This window comes from Streptococcus sp. M334 (assembly GCF_000187745.1).
In the GTDB taxonomy this organism is placed as follows: domain Bacteria; phylum Bacillota; class Bacilli; order Lactobacillales; family Streptococcaceae; genus Streptococcus.
In genome coordinates, this window is the sequence record NZ_GL732487.1 from 125464 (window position 1) to 147770 (window position 22307).

The window sequence follows — 22307 nt, forward strand, 5'->3', positions numbered from 1 at the left end:
GTTTTTTTCGATAAAATAGGAGACAGTTATTTTTTAATAGATTAGAAATAGGAGAAATCATGAAAAAAATATACTTATCTATTTTCACAAGTCTCTTACTGATTCTGGGACTTGTCAATGTTGCTCAAGCCGATGAATATTTACGCATCGGTATGGAAGCAGCATATGCCCCCTTTAACTGGACTCAGGACGATGATAGCAATGGAGCTGTCAAAATCGATGGAACCAACCAGTATGCCAATGGATACGATGTTCAAATCGCCAAGAAAATCGCTAAGGACTTAGGTAAAGAGCCTTTGGTTGTTAAAACCAAGTGGGAAGGTCTAGTCCCTGCCCTTACTTCTGGTAAGATTGACATGATTATCGCAGGTATGAGTCCTACTGCCGAACGCAAACAAGAGATTGCCTTTTCAAGCAGTTACTATACTAGCGAACCAGTTCTACTAGTCAAAAAAGATTCTGCCTACGCAAATGCTAAATCTTTGGATGACTTTAATGGTGCGAAAATCACTTCTCAACAAGGTGTTTACCTTTACGATTTGATTGCACAAATCCCAGGAGCTAAAAAAGAAACAGCTATGGGAGACTTCGCTCAAATGCGCCAAGCACTTGAGGCCGGTGTCATCGATGCCTATGTTTCTGAACGCCCTGAAGCACTGACTGCCGAAGCTGCCAACTCTAAGTTTAAGATGGTCCAAGTAGAACCAGGTTTTAAAACTGGAGAAGAAGATACAGCTATCGCCATTGGACTTCGTAAAGATGACAATCGTATTAGCCAAATCAATGCCAGCATTGAAACCATTTCAAAAGACGACCAAGTTGCCTTGATGGATCGTATGATCAAGGAACAGCCTGCCGAAGCTACAACAACTGAAGAGACTAGCAGTAGTTTCTTTAGCCAAGTCGCTAAAATTCTTTCTGAGAACTGGCAACAACTCTTGCGTGGTGCTGGTATCACTCTTTTGATTTCTATCATCGGAACCATCACAGGTCTCATTATTGGTCTTGCCATTGGTGTCTTCCGTACTGCTCCTCTCTCTGAAAATAAAGCTATTTATGGCTTACAAAAACTAGTCGGCTGGATTCTCAATGTCTACATTGAAATTTTCCGTGGTACACCAATGATCGTTCAATCGATGGTTATCTACTATGGAACTGCCCAAGCTTTCGGTATCAACCTTGACCGTACACTGGCTGCTATCTTCATCGTTTCGATTAACACCGGTGCCTACATGACTGAAATCGTCCGTGGTGGTATCCTAGCAGTTGACAAGGGACAATTTGAAGCCGCTACTGCTCTTGGTATGACTCATAACCAAACCATGCGTAAGATTGTGCTACCTCAGGTAGTCCGTAACATCCTACCCGCAACTGGTAATGAATTTGTCATCAATATCAAAGATACATCTGTATTGAACGTTATCTCTGTTGTCGAACTTTATTTCTCAGGAAATACCGTGGCAACACAAACCTATCAATACTTCCAGACATTTACAATCATCGCCGTGATTTACTTTGTCCTCACCTTCACCGTAACACGTATCCTACGCTTCATCGAACGCCGCATGGACATGGATACCTATACTACAGGTGCTAACCAAATGCAAACGGAGGATTTGAAATAATGACACAAGCAATCCTTGAAATTAAACACCTCAAAAAATCCTATGGACAAAACGAAGTGCTAAAAGACATTTCTCTGACTGTCCACAAGGGAGAGGTTATCTCAATCATCGGAAGCTCTGGAAGTGGAAAATCAACCTTCCTACGCTCCATTAACCTACTTGAAACGCCAACTGATGGACAAATCCTTTATCATGGACAAAACGTCCTCGAAAAAGGCTATGACCTCACGCAATACCGTGAAAAGTTGGGAATGGTGTTCCAATCCTTTAACCTCTTTGAAAATCTCAACGTGCTTGAAAACACAATCGTCGCTCAGACAACTGTCCTTAAACGTGAACGTACAGAAGCTGAAAAGATTGCCAAAGAAAACCTGGAAAAGGTCGGCATGGGAGAACGCTACTGGCAAGCCAAACCAAAGCAACTCTCAGGTGGTCAAAAACAACGTGTCGCCATTGCACGCGCCCTCTCCATGAATCCTGACGCTATTCTCTTTGATGAACCAACATCAGCTCTCGATCCAGAAATGGTTGGAGAAGTTCTTAAAATCATGCAGGAACTGGCTCAAGAAGGCTTGACTATGATTGTAGTGACTCACGAGATGGAATTCGCTCGTGATGTCTCTCACCGTGTTATCTTTATGGATAAGGGTGTGATTGCTGAAGAAGGTAAACCAGAAGACCTCTTCACCAATCCTAAAGAAGACCGAACAAAAGAGTTTCTTCAACGTTATCTCAACTAAAAAGAAAAGGCTGCAGTAATTATGCAGTCTTTTTGCTGTCCTCATACTCTTCGAAAATCTCTTCAAACCACGTCAGCTTCGCCTTGTCGTATATATGTGACTGACTTCGTCAGTCTTATCTACAACCTCAAAACAGTGTTTTGAGCAACCTGCGGCTAGCTTCCTAGTTTGCTCTTTGATTTTCATTGAGTATCAAAATGAAAAGGCAGACCCAATTCAAGAATCCGCCGTTATCCAAAGATTAATCTTCAAATTTTTCATGATTTTTTTCATAGAAATCAATTAAACCTAGAGCTGTTTCAAATGAAATATTTTTTACTTTTGCACGACCCTGCGCTAGAGCAATGATAGACATTTCACGCGCATTCGTTTCCTTAGAGATACGGTAGCCTGTGATTTTCTTATCACGAACCCAGCCAACAACTGATTCTACTTTTTCAAAGTTTGACTTAGCCATGTCCTTCTCCTATTTTCTTCTTTACGATATATTATTCTATACGTTTTTATGTCTTTTGTCAATAAAAAAACATATATTCAATAAAATAAAAGATTTTTATTTTTCTTACTTCTTTTTTAAAGCTTATAATATATAGGTTTTTACTTACTATAAACCATTAGTAACCACCTAAAAAATAATTGCATTATTAAACTTCAAACGTGTAAAAATATTCATATAAACTACATACCAGCTACTCAATAGGATAGACAGGAGTCATATTCAAGTAATTCTATACATTCCTTTAAAATTATTAAAGCTATCAAAGATCATATTTTCCTCTGATTACCTCTTAACTATCTCTTTCCTTTCTCTTTGTCTGAGGTCCCTTCCTGTCATTATTTAAATCTTATTTTCTTTTTCAACTGGTACAATGGACTTGTTTCATCAGATTTTACATATTCTTTTCAAACACCACTTCATAGTCAGCATCTAGAATATGACTTCCTAATGTCACAAACTTTTTCTACTATTATCATTTTACAAGTATCAGATTAATTTTATCAATTAAATCATCAAAGTTGTCTCATAAATACTGATTATTTTCTCTATTTGCCATTATATTTAGACAATTTTTAAATTAGTTATATATAAAACATCGTATTCTAAATAGTAGCCTTATATATAGCAAGTAATTCTTTTTTATTATTATAAACGGAAACAAAAATAATAGGTACTATAATAAGTTGTAGTAGAAATAGTAGGATAGTTTTCCTAAGTTCATAGGAATCGCCCCCTTTCTTTACCCTCATTATAGCACCTATACATCAGTTGTGCAAATAATATGATATTTTTTTATTAGTCCTCAGACAAGCATATTATAGAGCGTTTCATTACCATTCAAGTTAATATAAGATGGATCAAACCCTTCCATGCGACGAATTAGACCTGCATAATCATGCTTATCTGCCAAGGCAATCCCAATCAATACTGGTCCTGTCCCCTTGCTAGCTCGTTTGATATACTCAAAACGTGTGATATCATCATTTGGCCCCAGGATATCATTTACAAATTCACGCAAAGCTCCTGGACGCTGTGGAAAATTGACCACAAAGTAATGCTTGATCCCATCATAAATCAAGGCACGCTCTTCCATTTCTGGCATACGGTTGATATCATTATTTCCTCCAGAAATGATACAACAAATGGTCTTCCCCTTGATATATTCAGCTAAAACCTCTAAAGAGGCGATACTAGCCGCTCCAGCAGGTTCTGCGACAATCCCTTGCTTAGAGTAGAGGTCAATCAAGGTTTCAGAAATCAATCCCTCATCGACACCTACTAAGGTTTGAACATGTTGGCGAGTTGCTTCATAGGTCAACTGACCTACCTTTTGCACAGCAATCCCATCCGCAAATTTGTCAATTTCTTTGAGTTTGACAGGCCCACCAGCGTCAAAGGCAGCCTTCATAGAACGTGCTCCATTAGCCTCTACCCCAATGACTTCAATCTCTGGACTTGTTTCCTTGATATAAGTCGAAACTCCAGCAATCAGACCTCCGCCTCCAACAGGGACCAAGACAGCATCAAAATCAATCGATTCTTTTCGAGCTTCTTCTAAAATCTCATAAGCAACTGTCCCTTGACCTGCTTGGACATGGGCATCATCAAAGGGATCAATAAAGGTACGGTTTTCAGAGAGTGTAAATTCTTGAGCTGCTTTAGCTGAGGCATCAAAGGTATCTCCAACTAGTTTAATAGTTACGAAGTCCCCACCAAAAAAGCGAACTTGACCAATCTTTTGTTGCGGAGTAGTAATTGGCATAAAGATAGTTGCTGGGATTTTCATTTCATTACAAGTATAGGCAACTCCCTGCGCATGATTCCCCGCAGAAGCGCAGACTACCCCACGCTCACGTTCTTCCTTGCTGAGCTGGGAAATGGCATAATAAGCACCACGAATTTTAAAAGAACGAACACGTTGGGCATTTTCCTTTTTCAAATAAATCTTAGCACCATACTTCTCCGATAAATAATGGTCATAATCCAGTGGGGTATTCACAACCACACCATTCAAGACCTTGTGAGCCTTGATGATATCTTTTGAACTTAACATATAAAACCTCTTTTTCTATAAAAAACAGTCACTAATGACTGTTTTTTTAGTTATTCATCTCCAAAAACTTCAGCAACACTTTCATGGTATTTATGAGCCATACGAATTGAAAACTCTTTAGGAAGTTCATAACGATTTGTAGAAATCCAATCATATAACCATTCTGCCAAACTTTCTTCACTATCATTACGATGGAAGATAAAATAGTTTAAAATTTCTTTATATTCTACATCATTCAAATCCAACGTGTCTACAAATTGACTACGAGGAACAAAATTAGAATCTAATTTTCTTAGTTGATCTGTCAATTCTCCCAATTGTAAATCCAACTGAAAAAATAATTTTTGCAGTTGCCTATCCGTTTCATCACATCCTGTCTTGATAGAAAACAAATTGGTAATATTCATATGATTTCAACCCCTAAATAAGTATATCTAATATCCCACGAATAGCTGAAGCTACTATTTTAGCAAAATTCTTTGCTTTCTAATTAGTTATAGATTTTAAATGCATCGTCGTCGTTTTTACCAACGAATGGCATTGCTTTACGCAATTCTGCACCAACTTTTTCAATTTCAAGGTTAGCTGCTTGTTCACGGTAAGCAGTCAATTTTGGACGTCCAGCTTTATAGTCATTTACAAAGTCATTTGCAAATTTACCATTTTGGATGTCTGCCAAGACAGCCTTCATATTTTCTTTAACTTGTTCAGTGATTACACGTGGACCTGATACATAGTCACCGTATTCAGCAGTGTTTGAAATAGATTGACGCATTTTCTTGAATCCACCTTCGTAGATCAAGTCAACGATCAATTTCATTTCGTGAAGAACTTCAAAGTAAGCCAATTCTGGAGCGTAACCTGCTTCTGTCAAGACTTCGAAACCTGCTTCGATAAGGGCAGTCAAACCACCACAAAGTACAGCTTGTTCACCAAACAAATCTTCTTCAGTTTCTTCTTTGTAAGTTGTTTCAAGAAGACCTACACGGGCTGCTCCAACACCTTTACACCAGTCCATAGCAATGTTTTTCGCATTTCCTGTTGCATCTTGGTATACTGCGTAAAGAGCTGGAACACCAAATCCTTCTTCGTAAGTACGACGTACCAAGTGTCCTGGTCCTTTAGGAGCACACATGAAGACATCTACATCCGCAGGTACTTTGATAAATTCAAAGTGGATGTTGAAACCGTGAGCAAATCCAACTGCGTTTCCAGCTTCCAAGTTTGGAGCGATTTCTTCTTCGTACAATTCTTGTTGGATTTCGTCTGGTGCCAAAATCATGATAACGTCAGCTAATTTAGTTGCTTCTGCTACTGTGTAAGTATCAAATCCATCTTCTTTTGCTTTGTCAAAAGATTTACCTGGACGTACACCGATGATAACATCACGGCCTGAATCACGCAAGTTTTGTGCATGCGCATGTCCTTGCGAACCATAACCGATAACAGCGATTTTTTTACCGTCAAGTGCTGCTACTTTAACATCTTTTTCGTATTCCATTTGAACTGCCATAGTTTTTTTCTCTCTTTTCTATTATTTTTTGCCTTTTAGGCTGGTTTAACAAATTTAAGTCGATTTTTAATCGCGGGTAAATCCAGTTGCTCCCGTTCGAGCAATATTACGAATACCGTATGGTCGAATGACTCGCAATAAAGCTTCGCTCTTTTCTGCATTTCCCGTCATCTGAATGGTAATCGAGCTTGGTGCTACGTCTACCACTGTTGCACGGAAAGGTTGAATAATCGCTAGAATCTCAGCTCGCTTCTCAGCTGGCGCTGACATCTTAACCAAAATCACCTCGCGCTCCAAATGAGGCTTGTCTGTAATATCACGAATGCGAATCACATCAATCTGACGATTGAGCTGTTTGATAATTTGCTCCACCTCATCATGTGAAGCAACATCAATAATAATGGTGATACGCGATACATTCGGATCTTCTGTTGCTCCAACAGAGATGCTTTCGATATTAACCTGACGACGAGATAGGACACCTGTAAAGCGATTGAGGACTCCTGAACGATTTTGTAGTTTTGCTGTTAACATTCTACGCATGGAACTTCACCCCCAACATCTCATGATTACTCTTACCAGCTGGTACCATTGGTAACACCTGTTCCTTACGAGAAATATCTACCTCGATTAGCATAGGAACATTCTCAGTGATGACTTCAAGGTCTTGAGCCAAGGTCTCAGGATTGTCAAACTTATAGTTTTTAATACCATAAGCTTGCGCCATCAATTGGAAATCAGGAAGAGTGTCGAAGACCGACTCTGATGTTCTACCTTCATAGAAGGATTCCTGCCACTGGCGAACCATTCCAAGTGAGTGGTTGTTCAACATAACCACCTTGATTGGCACCTTGTAAATGTTCAAAATAGCCAATTCCTGGTTAGTCATTTGGAAACCACCATCCCCAACAAACAAGACTACTTCCTTATCTGGATTAGCAATTTTAGCTCCAATTGCTGCTGGAATTCCAAATCCCATGGTTCCTAAACCACCTGAAGTCACTAACTGACGTTCATTTTGGTAGGGATAATACTGGGCTGTCCACATTTGGTGTTGACCAACGTCTGTTACTACAATGGCATCTCCGTTCGTCAATTCACCAATTCGTTCAATAACAGCCTGAGGTTGAACCACACGTTCTTTCTTATCATAAGAACGAACACGGTTCTTGTCTTTAGTAACTTTCTCAATCCATTTCTCAGTATTGTTATGAACTGTTGGTTCCGCCAACAACATTTGCAAGGCCTTCTTAGCATCTCCAACTACAGGAATATCTGCACTGATAATCTTACCAATCTCAGCTGGATCAATATCAATGTGGGCAACCTTAGCATTCTTAGCAAAAGTCTTTGGATTTCCTGTCAAACGGTCATCAAAGCGACAACCAATACTAATCATAAAGTCAGCTTCTGTCATAGCAATATTAGCTGCGAATGACCCGTGCATGCCTCCCATTCCAAGGAAGAGTGGATGACTCGTTGCAATCGTTCCTTGTCCCAAAAGACTGGTTACCACTGGAATTTGATAGCGTTCTGCAAATTCATTTAATTCTGTAGCTGCTTCAGCATAGCTAATTCCACCACCGGCTAGCAAGACTGGTTTTTTAGCCTTGGATAATTGCTTCAAGATTTTCTTGATTTGCATATCATTTGGCTCAAGAGTCGGCTGATAACTTGGTAGGTTCACTTCTGGTGAATAGATGAAGTCTGTTTCCAAAGCAGATACGTCTTTAGGTAGGTCAATGACGACTGGCCCTGGGCGACCTGTAGTTGCGATATGGACAGCTTCCGTAATGATACGAGGAATATCAGCTGTCTCACGAACTTGGTAATTGTACTTAGTGATTGGCATGGTAATTCCCACGATGTCTGCCTCCTGAAAGGCATCCTTCCCAATCCCTGCTCGCGCCACCTGACCTGTAAAGACCAAAAGGGGAACGCTATCGCTCATGGCATCTGCAATCCCTGTAATGGCATTTGTTGCTCCTGGTCCGCTAGTGACGACGGCAACACCCAACTTTCCAGTTGATTTGGCATAACCTTCAGCTTCATGCAGACAACCTTGCTCATGGCGTCCTAGAATATGACGAATGCCTTTAAAATTATATATCGCATCATAAAAAGGCAAGACAGCACCACCAGGATAACCAAAGATGGTATCAATTCCTAAATCACGAAGTGTTTCCAAAACTAGGTCCGACCCCGTCTTAGGAGATTCTAAACTGATTTTCTCCATTGTTCCCCTTTCTCTTCTCTTAAAAATAACTTGTTACTATCATACCATTTTTTCAAGATTTTTCAAGAGAAAAGAAGAAATTTTCTGAATTTTCTATTTTAACGTTTTTTTATGAATATTATTTTTGTTTTTATTTAAAAGATACCGATTTCATTTACTAAACAAAGAAAAAAGAACTGATTTCTCAGTTCTTCATTAATCTTATTCCACACTAAATAGGTATGGGTAAACTGGTTGTTGACCTTGGTGAATCTCGACTTCAACGTCTTCGAATTCTTCTGCGATTTCTTGGGCAATTTCATTGGCAAGTTCTTCGCTTCCGTCTTCACCGACATAGAAGGTTACGATTTCACTGTCTTCATCCAACATATGTTTCAATGTTTCAGTCAAGGTTTGGTGCATATCAGGGTTTGACACGAGGATTTTCCCATCCACCATACCAAGATTATCGTTTTCATGGATTTCTAAGCCATCAATGGTTGTATCACGAACGGCTGTTGTGACGCTACCACTAACGACATCGCTGAGGGCTGCAGTCATACGTTCTTGGTTTTCTTCGATGGACTTGCTTGGATCAAAGGCAAGAAGACTTGTCAATCCTTGAGGAAGAGTGCGAGCCTCCACCACTACTGCTGGTTGCTCCAAAACTTCTGCTGCAGATTGAGCTGCCATGAAGATATTCTTGTTGTTTGGCAGGAAGATGATGTTACGAGCATTGACCTGTTCAACAGCCTTGATAAAGTCTTCTGTTGAAGGGTTCATAGTTTGACCGCCTTCGATAACATAGTCCACGCCTTGAGAACGGAAGATATCTGCTAGACCTTTACCAGCAACGACAGCAATCAAGGCATACTCTTTCTCTTCAGCTGGTTTGCTAACTTGAGCAGCTTCTTTCTCAACTTGAGCTTCGTGTTGGTTCCGCATATTGTCAACTTTTACCTTGACCAAGCTACCATATTTAAGACCTTCTTGCATAACAAGTCCTGGATCTTCTGTATGGACATGAACTTTGACAATTTCATCATCATTGACAACAAGGAGAGAATCCCCAAGTTCATTCAAGTAGTTACGGAATTCGTCGTAGTCAAAATCTTTGGCATAGGTTGGACCTTGCTTAAGAGCTACCATGATTTCAGTACAGTAACCAAATGTAATGTCCTCAGTCGCCACATGACCAGCCACAGACTTGTGGTGCTCCGCATTGATCATTTCACTCATATTAGCAGGAGTGGCTACAAAGTCCTCAGATGCAATATATTCGCCAGTAAGGGCTGAAAGGAAACCTTCGTAGATGAAGACCAGTCCTTGACCACCTGAGTCCACAACGCCAACTTCTTTCAATACTGGAAGCATGTCTGGCGTTTTAGCTAGAGCTGTTTTAGCACCTTCCAAGGCTGCGCGCATGACTTCAACAGCGTCATCTGTTTGCTCAGCCTTTTTCTTAGCACCAATAGCTGCCCCACGAGAAACTGTCAAAATCGTTCCTTCAACTGGTTTCATCACTGCCTTATAGGCAACTTCCACACCTGATTGGAAGGCGAGGGCCAAGTCTTGACCTGTTAACTCATCTTTATCCTTGATGGCTTGTGAAAATCCACGGAAAAGCTGAGACGTAATAACTCCTGAGTTTCCACGCGCACCCATCAAAAGACCTTTGGCAAGAATGCTCGCTACCTCTCCAACTGTAGAAGCTGGCTTATCTGCAACTTCTTTAGCACCATTTTCAATGGTCATTCCCATGTTTGTTCCAGTATCTCCATCTGGAACTGGAAAGACGTTTAATGAATTGACATATTCAGCTTGCTTATTCAAGCGAGTTGACGCAGCCTGCACCATTTCTTGAAATAAGCTAGTAGTAATTTTTGACACGGTTATTCTCCTACAACTTTGATATTTTGAATGTAGACATTTACAGTCTGAGCAGTAATTCCAAGCTGGTTTTCCAAGCTAAAACGAACACGCTCTTGAATGTTTTTTGACACTTCGCTAATCTTTGTTCCGTAGCTCAACACGGTATATACATCAACTGCAATACTGCCATCTTCGGCTGCCTTTACGACAACACCTTTAGAATAATTTTCCTTACCTAGCAGGGCTTGGAAATTATCTTTGAGGGCATTTTTACTAGCCATACCGACCACACCAAAAATCTCAGTTGTTGCACCACCTACGACGGTTGCAATCACTTCATCTGTTAGTTCGATTTGACCATCTTTTGTATTAATTTTTACAGTCATCCTTTTTACCTCAACTAGTTGATACTCTATTTTATCATATTTCAGCCCAAGTGTAAAAGCAGAATACTGTATCAGCGGATATTTACTCCGTTTTTCAAATGATTTTATACCCACAACAAAAGAAAAAAGACCCTAAGGTCTCCTTACTTTTATTATTAAACGCGTTCAACTTTACCTGATTTCAAAGCACGAGCTGAAGCCCAAACTTTTTTAGGTTTACCATCGATAAGAACAGTAACTTTTTGAAGGTTTGGTTTTACGGCACGTTTTGTTTGGTTCATCGCGTGTGAACGGTTGTTTCCTGATACAGTCTTACGACCTGTAAAGTAACATACTTTAGCCATTGTGTTTTCCTCCTATTAAATCTAATATAGCGGATGTGCTAGCACCACATACCGTACTATGTTATCACACTTTCTTCATTTTTGCAAGGGAATTGGAAGATTTTTTATTTAACGTAGACAATCCCCAACTTTCCAAAAGCCACATCTCCACGGATAATCAAGGTTTTACTGGTTGGAGCTAGAGAAGTATCTGCCTTAGCTACACCACAGAAAGTTTCCACCTTCAAATCCACTCGCCAATGTTGAGGAACATAGATAACTGCATTACCAAAACCAACTTCTACTTTCAGGGTTGCAGTATCTCCTAAAATCTCTGCATTGTCATAATATATCTTGGCATTTCCAAAACCAACTTCTACTTGGTCGTCTACCAATTCTTGATTTTGCTTGTAGAAAGTCCCAGTCCCAAAAGCGACCTCCTTATCTGTCAGAATGGTCTTTTTACCATCATACCACCATTTTTTCCCATTCCAAGTTCTGTTAGAATGAGTAAGTGCGTTGACACCCAGTACGATTAAAATACTAGCCCAGAATAGTGACTGATTTGGAATCGGTAAAATATCATAAAAGTAGTTAGCAATCATTAAGGCTACTAAAGCTGTAAAAGAGGCTGAAGTTAAGTGGCGACGCAACAAAGCTCCGACTGATTGATATGTAAAAAATGCAATACCAATCAAGGGCCAAATTTGCCCTCCCAGAGAAGGGATTCCAAAATTTCCTTGTAATAATATCAAAGCTGCTAAAACCAGCAACACAATACCAAATGCTTTCTTTTTCATGTTCTTACCTCATGTTTCTTAGATTTTCTTTTAGGAGGGATTGGTAATGCCGTGAGACATGAACCTCCTTGTGGGTTTGATAAAAGGAAATGGTGCCCGTTCCTGAAAAGGATTTGTCCACCGAATAAACTTGCCGAATATTAGCAATCGTTGACTTGGATACCCGACTAAAATAACGAGGAAGGATAGACTCTAACTCATAGAGTTTGAGCCGAACTTCGTAGGCATCTTTCTGGGTATGGGCATAAATCTTGTTCCCCTCTGTTTCAAAGAAGAGGATTTCCAACAAGTCCAGATAATACTCACCCGTCCCCTTGTAAAAAATCAGCCTAGGAGACTTGGACTCTTGCAAGAGCCGCTGTAAATCCGCAATCTCATCTGTCAAAGCCGCTGCCTTGATGACAATTTCAGTTTCCTCTAAATTGCTGTCAATTTCGATTCGTAACTTCATTCCATCTCCTTTCTGACTCTACTATATCAAAGCCAAAATAAGAAAACAAGAGCAAAAAAGCAAGTGGTTACTTTAACCCCGTAAGTGGTTGTAGGACCACCTTAACTTGCAGGTCAAAATAGAAAGAAAATCACACCCCACACAAGACCACAAATATAACCAACCACTACATCCTTGGGAAAATGCACTCCACCTAAGACTCTCACTAGACCGAGGAGGGCTGATAAGATCAAACAAATCATCCCCATAGTTAGACTAGCATGCAAGCAAGCCATGGAGATAATGGTTGCTGAAAAGACATGACGACTGGGCATAGACTGACCAGGACTATCTCTGTCAAGCAAGGGTTTAATATCCCATTCCTCATAAGGCCTAGGGGCATTGATTTTCTTACGAAGAAGGGATAAAATCACAAAACCTGACGCAGGGATAAACACATAGATTCCGACCTGTTTCCCAAGTCCTTCTTGGAGATAGGTAGTTGCTAACAAGGTTAGATAAATCATAGGCATAACTACTGTCATGAACCGATTGAAAGTTCTTAACAATCTCAGAAGAAAGGGCTTATTTTTAGCAATAGCAGCAATGTGGTCATACCATTCTTGATAATTTTTCATATATTTTCTCATCACTTATTCAAATTTTATACTCAATGAAAATCAAAGAGCAAACTAGGAAGCTAGCCACAGACTGCTCAAAGCACTGCTTTGAGGTTGTAAATAAGACTGACGGAGTCAGTAACATATACCTACGGCAAGGCGAAGCCGACGCGGTTTGAAGAGATTTTCGAAGAGTATTGCTTAAAGGCAAGCACTTGTCTTCTAGTATAGTGCAGAAAAAGAAGACCGTCAAGCCTTCTTTGGGTTTATTCTTCTGCCTCATCTTCTGTGAACTGACTGTTGTAGAGGTCAGCGTAGAAACCAGCTTGCGCCATTAGCTCCTCATGATTGCCTTGCTCGATGATATTGCCATCTTTCATGACGAGAATCAAGTCAGCATTTCGGATAGTAGACAAGCGGTGGGCGATGACAAAGGAAGTTCTGCCTTCCATCAAACGGTCCATGGCTTTCTGAATCAATTCCTCCGTCCGAGTATCAACGGATGAGGTCGCTTCATCTAGGATTAGGAGTGGCGCATCTTTCAGCAAAGCACGAGCGATAGTCAAGAGTTGTTTTTGTCCGACAGACAAGGTTACTGTATCATCCAAGACAGTATCGTAACCATCTGGTAGAGTCATGATAAAGTGGTGAATCCCTACAGCCTTGCTGGCTTCAATCACGCGCTCATCACTAATATCCTTTTGGTTATAGATAAGATTGTCTCGGATAGTGCCTTCAAAGAGCCAGGTGTCCTGCAAGACCATTGAAAAGGAATCGTGCACTTCCGAACGCTTCATCTCCTTGGTATCGACACCATCAATACGGATACTTCCCTTATCAATCTCATAAAACTTCATCAAAAGATTGACAATGGTTGTCTTCCCAGCTCCAGTAGGTCCGACAATGGCAACCTTTTGACCTGAATGAGCGGTCGCAGAAAAGTCATGAATAATAGTTCGCTCTGGTGTGTAACCAAAGGAAACTCGATCAAAGACTACTTGACCTTTCATATCGCTCAATTGTCTTTCTTTATGGGATTCATCTTCCATTTCCTCTTCACCTAGAAATTCGAAGACACGTCCCATGGCTGCACTAGCTTGCTGAAGACTGGTAATTCCTTGGGCGATTTGGGAAAGGGGCTGAGAAAAGATACGAACGTAGGCCATAAAGGCAACGATAATCCCGATACTAATCTGCCCATTCAGAGCCAAGGCTGCACCGACGATAATCACTAGGGCATAGCTAAAGTTCCCAATGAACATCATAATTGGCATCATAATCCCTGAAATAAACTGAGATTTCCAGATACTATCATATAGACGATGGTTTAATGTCGCAAATTCTTCTTTGGTACTCTCAATAGCATTATAACTGGTCACCACATTATGGCCAGAGTACATTTCCTCCACATAGCCATTGACAGCCGCCAAATCCTGTTGCTGACTCTTAAAAAAGCCCTGTGATTTGCCCATAAAGACGGACACGAAAGCAAAGCCAACAAGAGTTGAAACAACCGTCACCAAGGCTAAAATCCAGTTCATCCCAAACATGGTTACCAAGACTGCTAAGACCAATAAACTAGATGAAAGAACTGTTCCCAGACTTTGATTGAGGGACTGGGCTGCAGTGTCAACGTCATTGGTTACACGAGACAAGGTATCTCCTTGAGAACGTCCATCAAAATATCCCAATGGTAGGCTATTGATTTTCTCTGCAATGGCTCTTCTCAAACGCTCTGAAAAACGTTGAATGGCTGTTGTAAACAGAAAGGCCTGTAAATAATTTGATAGAAGTCCGATTACATAAATCACGGCCAAAAAACCACCAATAGCTGCAACCGCCGCGACATCCACACTTGTTTCCAGACCACTGGCAATAATATTGGTCATTTCCTTGATGCGAGTTGGACCATATACAGTAATGATATTGGATACGATTGTTGCTAGAAAGGCAATTAGAAGGGCAAACTGGAGGCCTGCAAGATAGGGTTTACTCTGTTTCCAAAGAGACATTTTCTTATTTTCCATGTTCCAATTCCTCCTTCGATAGTTGTGAATAGGCAATTTCTTGGTAAACTTCGTTATTAGCTAGAAGTTCCTTGTGAGTGCCTTGTCCCACGACTTTTCCTTGATCCAAGACCAAAATCAAATCTGCATCCATAATCGTTGAAATACGTTGTGCAACAATAAGTTTGGTCATAGATTTTGTTTTCTCTGCTAGCTCTTGGCGTAGGACACGGTCTGTCTTGTAATCCAAGGCTGAGAAGGAGTCATCAAAGATGAGGATTTCTGGTTTCCGCGCTAAGGCACGCGCAATGGCCAGACGCTGTCTTTGACCACCTGAGAAGTTGGTTCCTCCTTGGGCTACTTCTGACTCTAAGCCCGCTTCCTTGTCTTCGATAAAGCTCTTAGACTGGGCTAATTCCAGAGCTTGCCACATAGCCTGCTCACTAAGCGGTGTTTCTTGACTCTGTCCAAAGTCTAAATTGCCCTTAACATCACCTGAAAAGAGAACCGCTTTCTGAGGAATATAACCAACCTTGTTGCGCAAATCATTCAAGGCATAGTTTTGAACATTGACACCGTCCACCAGAATTTCTCCGTCTGACACGTCGTAGAAACGTGGAATCAGATTAACCAGAGTAGATTTACCAGAACCTGTTGAACCAATAAAGGCCACTGTTTGACCAGCTTCTGCTCTAAAGCTAACATGTTCAATAACCGCCTCCGAATTTGCCGCATAGCGGAAGGTCACATCCTTAAATTCGACCTGGCCTTTGAGGTTTTCATCAGCCTGCTGCACTTGAGCAGGATTTTGGATAGACGAATGCAAATCTAGAACTTGATTAATCCGCTTAGCAGAGACCATGGTTCGGGGAAGAACGATGAAGAGTGCCCCCATGAGAAGGAAGCCCATGACAACCTGCATGGCATAAGACATGAAAACAACCATGTCACTAAAGAGAGGCAGACGGGCTGTCGGAGCAGCATCGTTGATTACATAGGCCCCAATCCAGTAAATCGCCACACTCAAACCACTTGAAATTCCCATCATGATAGGATTCAAAATAGCCATAAGACGGTTGACAAACAAATTCAAGCGTGTCAATTCATCATTTGCTGCTACAAATTTGTCATTTTGGTAATCCTCTGCATTGTAGGCACGAACGACACGAATACCTGTTAAACTCTCACGAGTGATACTGTTCAGTTTGTCTGTCAGCCCCTGAATCAAGGACTGTTTTGGAAAGGCTAGCGTCATCAAAACTGTTGTCATCAAAACGTTGACAATCACTGCCACAAGTACGGCCCAGAGCCAGTATTCTGAATGGCCTAAAATCTTCCCGATAGCCCAGATAGCCATAATCGGACCACGCGTCACCACTTGCAAGCCCATGGTAATCAACATTTGAACCTGAGTAATATCATTGGTAGTACGCGTCAAGAGGCTAGGAATAGAGAATTTCTTAATCTCTGTCTGCGAGTAATCCAAAACTCGGTTAAAAATATCACTTCTCAGCCTACTAGTATAAGAAGCCGCCACTCGAGATGCAAAAAATCCAACTGCAACTGCAGACAAGAAGGCCAGAAAGGACATTCCCACCATCATACCTGCTGGCTGCCACAACTCATCCAAGCCGGTTCCCTGAGTTCCAAGCAAATCCGTGATTTTAGAGATATAGGTCGGCACTTCCAACTCTAGATAAACCGAAAAGCAGGTAAAGAGAATGGCTAGTAAAATCATCCCCCATTCTTTTCTACTAATTCTTTTGGCTAATTTCTTCATTCTCTCCTCCTACTCTCTTGATATTTTCCTGTAGTTGACTGAGAACTTTCTCAAAAATCAGTAATTCATCTTCATCAATGTCTTCCATCAACTGCTTGTCAATTCGTTCAAAAAAGGCCTTAACCTGTTGCATCTGAGAACGTGCTTTGTCCGTCAAACGAACAAATTTTGCCCGCTTATCGCTAGGACTCGCCTCCAATTCCACCAAACCATTTTGCACCATACGCTTGACCAAATTACTAGCAACAGACTTGGTAATATTGAGTTCCTGCTCGATATCTTTAATCAAGACCAAGTCTTGGTTTTTCTCACGATTATCTAAAAAACGCATAACCTGACCTTGAGGTCCACCCATAAATTCAATACCACAACGTTTGGCTTCCTTTTGCACCATCAGGTGAATTTGATGACCAAAACGCTTAAAGACTAACATCGGTTTATCCATACTAACTCCTTTTTAACTATCACATTTAGTTCTCCTAGGAACTAAATAAGTTTTCATGAGAACTATTTTACCACTTTGAAAAGAGATGTCAAGAAAAAAGTTTCCATGAGAACTAATTTGTAGATAAAAAAACTCCCAAGTGAGTTTCTCACTTAGGATTAGTTTTCTAGGTTAAATTAGAATCCATCTACATTCGTATAAATCTTTTGTACGTCTTCGTCGTCTTCAAGAACGCTGTAAAGTTTTTCAAAGGTTTCAAGGTCATCGCCTGACAATTCCACTTCTGACTGAGGAATCATTTCCAATTCAGTCACTTGGAATTCTTGGATACCTGACTCACGAAGGGCAACGATAGCCTTGTGGAGGTCTGTTGGCGCTGTGTAAACAGTGATTGTACCTTCTTCTGCTTCTACATCATCCACATCCACATCCGCTTCGAGCAATTGCTCAAAGACTACGTCCGCATCTTCACCAGCAAATACAATAACACCCTTGTTATCGAAGAGGTATGAAACTGAACCAGAAGCACCCATGTTTCCGCCGTTTTTACCAAAGGCAGCACGGACATTGGCCGCTGTACGGTTGACATTTGAAGTCAAAGTATCGACAATCAGCATAGAACCATTTGGTCCAAAACCTTCGTAACGTCCTTCTGTAAAGGTTTCGTCTGTGTTTCCTTTAGCCTTGTCCAAAGCTTTATCGATAACGTGTTTTGGCACTTGGGCTTGTTTAGCACGGTCGATAACGAATTTCAAAGCTGAGTTTGATTCTGGATCTGGATCACCTTTTTTAGCTGCTACATAGATTTCTACACCAAATTTTGCATATACTTTAGAGTTAGCTCCATCTTTAGCCGTTTTCTTGGCTACGATATTGGCCCATTTACGTCCCATTAGGAATCTCCTTTTTTCACATTTTAATCTTTCTTATTATAACACAAGTTTTTTCGATTTTCACTAGAGGAAATGGATTTTATTCAGCAAATCGAGCTATGATGACACTTTTATTGCCAAGATGGCCTTGCCTTCTTTTATCAAGGGGTGACGGAATAGTGAGAAATAAAGTTGGATGGTCATGGCAACCCAGATAAGGGGTTCACAAAGAATAACACCCCTGTAGCCAGCCCAAGGAATAATCAAAACCACAAAAGCGATTTTGCCGATTAGTTCGATAAAGCTAGAAACCAGAGGAAGTACTTTCTGTCCCAAACCCTGCAAGCAATTGCGATAAATCAGCAAAAGACTCAAAATAGGATAAAAAGCTGAGCTGATTTGCAGGTAGAGACTTCCATTTTCTACCAAGTAGCTATCCGTCGAACTAGCCAAGAAGGAAACCAAGGCTGGACTGGCAAAAAAGAGGAAGACACAAACAAAAACTGCCCAGGATATACTTAAACGACTGCCGATTCGAAGACCTTGGACAATGCGGTCTGGGCGCTTAGCTCCTAGATTCTGAGAAGCAAAGGTCGTCATCGAGGCAGAAATAGCGGTCATAGGAAGGAGTGCAAAGGCCATAATACGGCGAGCCGCCGTCTGGGCACTAATAATCAGTGCTCCAAAAGTATTAACTGAAGACTGTAAAATCACACTGCCGATGGACACAATGGAACTCATCAAACCCATAGCCAAACCTTGCTCCAAGAGATCCGCGAACAAGGCCTTATCCCATTTGAAATGCTTGAGTTGAGGCAAAAGTTCTGGAACACTCTTACGGATATAATAAAAGCAGAGAACCGCTGATAAGCCTTGCGAAATAATGGTAGCTAGTCCCGCGGATTGAACTCCCAGATGCAATTGCGTAATGAAATAGAGATCCAGAACCACATTAACCAAGGCAGAGAAAATCAGAAAACCAAGCGCAGCCAGACTGTCCCCAATGGATCTCAACAAACCTGCAAAAAGATTATAAGCAAAGCTGACACCTACGCAGGTCACAATCATAGAAATATATTGATAGGACTGGGGGAGGATTTCAGCAGGGGTATCTAGGTACTGTAAAAGAGGATACAAACCAAGAAAGCCCAGCAACATAACCACAATACTCAAAAGTGCACCTAAAATCCAGGTGGCTGCTACTGCTTCCTTTATTTTAGTGAAATTTCGAGCCCCGTAATAACGGGCAATGACAATCCCCATCCCATTGCCAACACCAAGAGTAAAACCTACAATCAGGTCAAAAATCGCTGTCGTGGCTCCTACTGCAGCCAAGGATTCTTGACCAAGAAATCTTCCAACAATCAAGACATCAGCAGTATTATAGAGCTGTTGAAAAATATTTGATAGCAAGATTGGGAAGGCAAAACTCAAAAGAGAAGGAAGAATCGGGCCATGAATCAGGTCCACTGTTCGTTTTTTATTCATAAGGCTATTATATCAGCTTTCTAGAGGAGCGACAAGAAACAGCAAACTATGCGTGAGCGGAAAACCAGAATAAGGCATCGAAAAAGCAGCGGATGTTCTCCACTACTTTCACAGCTTATTCTTCAATTTCGATTTCAAGCTCATCGCCTAGGTCAAGAGTCACTTCTTCATTCACAGAATCTGCTTGAACTGCCTCATCTTTTTTGGTTTCAACACCTTCTACAGAAGCTTCTTCTCCATCAATCAAACCAAATTGAACACGGACTTGATGGTCAATTTCATCAAAAACTTCTGGGTGATCTGTCAAGTATTTCTTAGCATTTTCAGAACCTTGTCCAATTTTCTCATCCTTGTAAGAGTACCAAGCTCCTGCTTTCTTGATGATATCCAAATCACTTGCAATCTTCAAGAGTTCACCAGTCTTAGAAATCCCTTCTCCGTACATGATTTCAACGAAGGCTTCCTTAAATGGTGGAGCCACCTTGTTTTTCACGACCTTAATCTTGGTTTCTTTACCGACATTGGTATCTTTTTGGTCACCAGTTCCCTTGATTTGTGTGCTTCCACGAACATCCAGACGCACTGATGCGTAGAATTTCAGAGCACGTCCACCAGGAGTTGTTTCTGGATTTCCAAACATGACCCCAACTTTTTCACGCAATTGGTTGATAAAGATGGCAATTGTTTTGGTTTTATTGATAGAAGCACCAAGTTTACGCATAGCCTGGCTCATCATACGAGCCTGCAAACCAACGTGGCTATCGCCGATATCTCCATCAATTTCCGCACGAGGGACAAGGGCAGCAACTGAGTCGACTACGACAAGATCTACAGCACCTGAGTCAATCAATTTTCCTGCAATCTCAAGACCTTGCTCTCCTGAGTCTGGTTGTGACAAGAGCAATTCGTCAATATTGACACCAAGGGCCGCAGCATAAGCTGGATCGAGGGCATGTTCCGCATCGATAAAGGCTGCAATACCACCTTCTTTTTGCGCTTGTGCAACTGCATGAAGGGCAACCGTTGTCTTACCAGATGACTCTGGCCCATAGATTTCAATGATACGTCCCTTAGGATAACCACCTGAACCAAGGGCAATGTCAAGAGCCAAGGAACCTGAGCTCATCACTTGCACCTTTTGCTCTGCACGTTCACCCAAACGCATGATTGAGCCTTTACCGAAATCTTTCTCAATCAATTTAAGAGCATCATTCAAGGCTTTCTCACGTTCAGCCCCGAATTTTTTTGAAATTTCATCTAATTTTTTTGGTTTTTTCGCCATTCTATTCTCCTGCATTCTAATGGTCCTTAGACCTATCTACTATTATATCAAAAGTTAGTCACTTAATAAAGCCTTGCGAACTAGGTTAAAGGCATGCATAACCGCAATGTGACGTACATCTGCTCGACTTCTGCCTCCAATATTAACCTTGACGACCTCAGTTCCATGCTCTTGGGCCAAGCCTATGAAGACTGTCCCAGCTGGGTGCCCTTCTAGGCTATCTGGACCTGCCACTCCAGTCAAACTAAGACCAAAATCAGACTGGGTCTTGATTCGTACCTGCTCAGCCATCTTCTGGGCTGTAAATTCAGACACCACACTATGTTCTTCCAAATCCTTGGCAGGAATAGCCAACATCTTTGATTTTTCCTCCAAGCTATAGGTCACAAAACCACCCTTAAATATACTTGAAGCTCCTGAAAAATCCGCCACGGTAGCTTGGAAAAGACCTGCCGTCAAACTCTCGGCTGCAGTGATGGTTTTCCCTTGCTTTTTCAGTTCTTCTACCACAATGCTGGCTAAACTAGTCTCTTCCCCATAACCATAACAAAGTTCTCGTAAAGAAAGACCTTCAAAGGTATCGCGACCTAAGATTTGATTTTCCAAATCAGCTAATGCTTGATTCGCTTCTTCTTGACTGCTAGCCTTTGTTGACAAGCGCAAGGTTACCTCTCCTGTCTTTGCATAAGGTGCCAAGGTCGGATCGGTCTGATTATCAATTAAATCAGCCAAAATCGTAACCAGCTGACTTTCTCCAATTCCAAAGAAACGAAGAACTCGGGAATATAGCTTACTCCCTGTCATCAACTTAGGTAGAAGTTGGTTTAAAACCATGGGTTTTAATTCACTTGGTGGACCTGGAAGGACGACATAGGTCACTCCATCGACTTCCAATATCCCCCCCACAGCCAGTCCTGTTTCGTTTGGTAGCGGAGTCGCTCCTTCTACAAGTTGAGCTTGTCTTTCGTTATTCGGTGTTCGGGCATAGTCTGGTCGCTGGGCAAAAAAGATATCTAACTTTTCTTGTGCCTGAGGATCGAAGACTAATTTTTTCCCTAAGAATTTAGCCAGGGTTTGTTTGGTCAAATCGTCCTCAGTTGGCCCCAAACCACCTGTTAAAATCACCAGACTGCTACGTTGACTGGCAATCTCAAGCAGGGATAAGAGACGAGCTTCATTGTCTCCTACAGCCGTCTGAAAATATACGTCTACCCCAATCTCTGCTAGTTTTTCCGATAAAAATTGAGCATTAGTATTGACAATCTGTCCTGTCAAAATCTCTGTTCCAACAGCAATGATTTCTGCTTTCATGTTTCCTCCTACCTATCTATTCGTATTTTTTTGAAAAAATCGCAGGA

The 22307-nt window shown here is 41.2% G+C and carries 21 protein-coding genes; 2 read left to right on the forward strand and 19 right to left on the reverse strand.

The features are described from left to right. Window positions 1-59: 59 nt before the first annotated feature. Both HMPREF0851_RS09295 and HMPREF0851_RS09300 read left to right on the forward strand, forming a co-directional pair. Window positions 60-1625 carry an ABC transporter substrate-binding protein/permease gene (locus HMPREF0851_RS09295; RefSeq protein ID WP_000725636.1) on the forward strand — a complete coding sequence of 522 codons (1566 nt, stop codon included), beginning with the start codon at window positions 60-62 and terminating at the stop codon, window positions 1623-1625. Further along, window positions 1625-2365 carry an amino acid ABC transporter ATP-binding protein gene (locus HMPREF0851_RS09300; RefSeq protein ID WP_000189480.1) on the forward strand — a complete coding sequence of 247 codons (741 nt, stop codon included), beginning with the start codon at window positions 1625-1627 and terminating at the stop codon, window positions 2363-2365. Before HMPREF0851_RS09295 ends, HMPREF0851_RS09300 begins: the two co-directional genes overlap by 1 nt. 241 nt (window positions 2366-2606) lie before the next feature. Here HMPREF0851_RS09300 and HMPREF0851_RS09310 read toward each other — a convergent pair whose 3' ends face one another. The 19 genes from HMPREF0851_RS09310 to HMPREF0851_RS09400 form a co-directional block, all read right to left on the reverse strand. Then, window positions 2607-2822, reverse strand: coding sequence for a hypothetical protein (locus tag HMPREF0851_RS09310; RefSeq protein WP_001130036.1), 216 nt, complete (start codon window positions 2820-2822; stop codon window positions 2607-2609). Between the two features lie 844 nt (window positions 2823-3666). Continuing rightward, entirely contained in the window at window positions 3667-4917 is a 1251-nt protein-coding gene (gene ilvA, locus HMPREF0851_RS09315; protein WP_000952967.1) for a threonine ammonia-lyase IlvA, read from the reverse strand. 50 nt (window positions 4918-4967) lie between these two features. Then, window positions 4968-5324 carry a hypothetical protein gene (locus HMPREF0851_RS09320; protein WP_001027897.1) on the reverse strand — a complete coding sequence of 119 codons (357 nt, stop codon included), beginning with the start codon at window positions 5322-5324 and terminating at the stop codon, window positions 4968-4970. Between the two features lie 83 nt (window positions 5325-5407). Continuing rightward, the gene (gene ilvC, locus HMPREF0851_RS09325; RefSeq protein ID WP_000290687.1) at window positions 5408-6430 is read right to left on the reverse strand and encodes a ketol-acid reductoisomerase; all 1023 of its coding nucleotides are present in this window, start codon (window positions 6428-6430) and stop codon (window positions 5408-5410) included. A 66-nt stretch (window positions 6431-6496) separates the two neighbouring features. Continuing rightward, entirely contained in the window at window positions 6497-6973 is a 477-nt protein-coding gene (gene ilvN, locus HMPREF0851_RS09330) for an acetolactate synthase small subunit (protein ID WP_001253803.1), read from the reverse strand. Continuing rightward, window positions 6966-8666 (reverse strand): acetolactate synthase large subunit, encoded by a 1701-nt coding sequence (locus HMPREF0851_RS09335; protein ID WP_000411738.1) that lies wholly within the window; start codon window positions 8664-8666, stop codon window positions 6966-6968. The genes ilvN and HMPREF0851_RS09335 overlap by 8 nt, the downstream gene beginning before the upstream one ends. Window positions 8667-8867: 201 nt before the next feature. After that, entirely contained in the window at window positions 8868-10535 is a 1668-nt protein-coding gene (locus HMPREF0851_RS09340) for a DAK2 domain-containing protein (RefSeq protein ID WP_000036655.1), read from the reverse strand. Between the two features lie 2 nt (window positions 10536-10537). Beyond that, window positions 10538-10903 carry an Asp23/Gls24 family envelope stress response protein gene (locus HMPREF0851_RS09345; RefSeq protein ID WP_000216442.1) on the reverse strand — a complete coding sequence of 122 codons (366 nt, stop codon included), beginning with the start codon at window positions 10901-10903 and terminating at the stop codon, window positions 10538-10540. Between the two features lie 155 nt (window positions 10904-11058). Then, on the reverse strand, window positions 11059-11247 hold the full coding sequence (rpmB, locus tag HMPREF0851_RS09350) for a 50S ribosomal protein L28 (protein WP_001140948.1): 189 nt from the start codon (window positions 11245-11247) through the stop codon (window positions 11059-11061). A gap of 104 nt (window positions 11248-11351) precedes the next feature. Next, window positions 11352-12026 (reverse strand): LiaF transmembrane domain-containing protein, encoded by a 675-nt coding sequence (locus tag HMPREF0851_RS09355; protein WP_000725717.1) that lies wholly within the window; start codon window positions 12024-12026, stop codon window positions 11352-11354. A 4-nt stretch (window positions 12027-12030) separates the two neighbouring features. Next, on the reverse strand, window positions 12031-12477 hold the full coding sequence (locus HMPREF0851_RS09360; protein WP_000776603.1) for a LytTR family DNA-binding domain-containing protein: 447 nt from the start codon (window positions 12475-12477) through the stop codon (window positions 12031-12033). A gap of 113 nt (window positions 12478-12590) precedes the next feature. Next, window positions 12591-13094 (reverse strand): phosphatase PAP2 family protein, encoded by a 504-nt coding sequence (locus tag HMPREF0851_RS09365; protein WP_000800899.1) that lies wholly within the window; start codon window positions 13092-13094, stop codon window positions 12591-12593. A 248-nt stretch (window positions 13095-13342) separates the two neighbouring features. Next, a complete protein-coding gene (locus tag HMPREF0851_RS09370; RefSeq protein WP_000428273.1) occupies window positions 13343-15103 on the reverse strand; it encodes an ABC transporter ATP-binding protein in 1761 nt (586 codons plus the stop codon). After that, window positions 15093-16862, reverse strand: coding sequence for an ABC transporter ATP-binding protein (locus HMPREF0851_RS09375; RefSeq protein ID WP_000731787.1), 1770 nt, complete (start codon window positions 16860-16862; stop codon window positions 15093-15095). The genes HMPREF0851_RS09370 and HMPREF0851_RS09375 overlap by 11 nt, the downstream gene beginning before the upstream one ends. Then, window positions 16837-17307, reverse strand: a complete 471-nt coding sequence (locus tag HMPREF0851_RS09380; protein WP_000360531.1) for a MarR family winged helix-turn-helix transcriptional regulator — start codon at window positions 17305-17307, stop codon at window positions 16837-16839. The genes HMPREF0851_RS09375 and HMPREF0851_RS09380 overlap by 26 nt, the downstream gene beginning before the upstream one ends. 176 nt (window positions 17308-17483) lie before the next feature. Beyond that, complete coding sequence (locus tag HMPREF0851_RS09385; protein ID WP_000532886.1) at window positions 17484-18200, reverse strand: YebC/PmpR family DNA-binding transcriptional regulator; 717 nt, start codon at window positions 18198-18200, stop codon at window positions 17484-17486. Window positions 18201-18296: 96 nt separating this feature from the next. Continuing rightward, entirely contained in the window at window positions 18297-19667 is a 1371-nt protein-coding gene (locus HMPREF0851_RS09390) for an MATE family efflux transporter (protein WP_001036257.1), read from the reverse strand. Window positions 19668-19782: 115 nt separating this feature from the next. After that, on the reverse strand, window positions 19783-20949 hold the full coding sequence (gene recA / locus HMPREF0851_RS09395; RefSeq protein ID WP_001085457.1) for a recombinase RecA: 1167 nt from the start codon (window positions 20947-20949) through the stop codon (window positions 19783-19785). A 54-nt stretch (window positions 20950-21003) separates the two neighbouring features. After that, entirely contained in the window at window positions 21004-22260 is a 1257-nt protein-coding gene (locus HMPREF0851_RS09400) for a competence/damage-inducible protein A (RefSeq protein ID WP_000642694.1), read from the reverse strand. Between the last annotated feature and the right edge of the window lie 47 nt (window positions 22261-22307).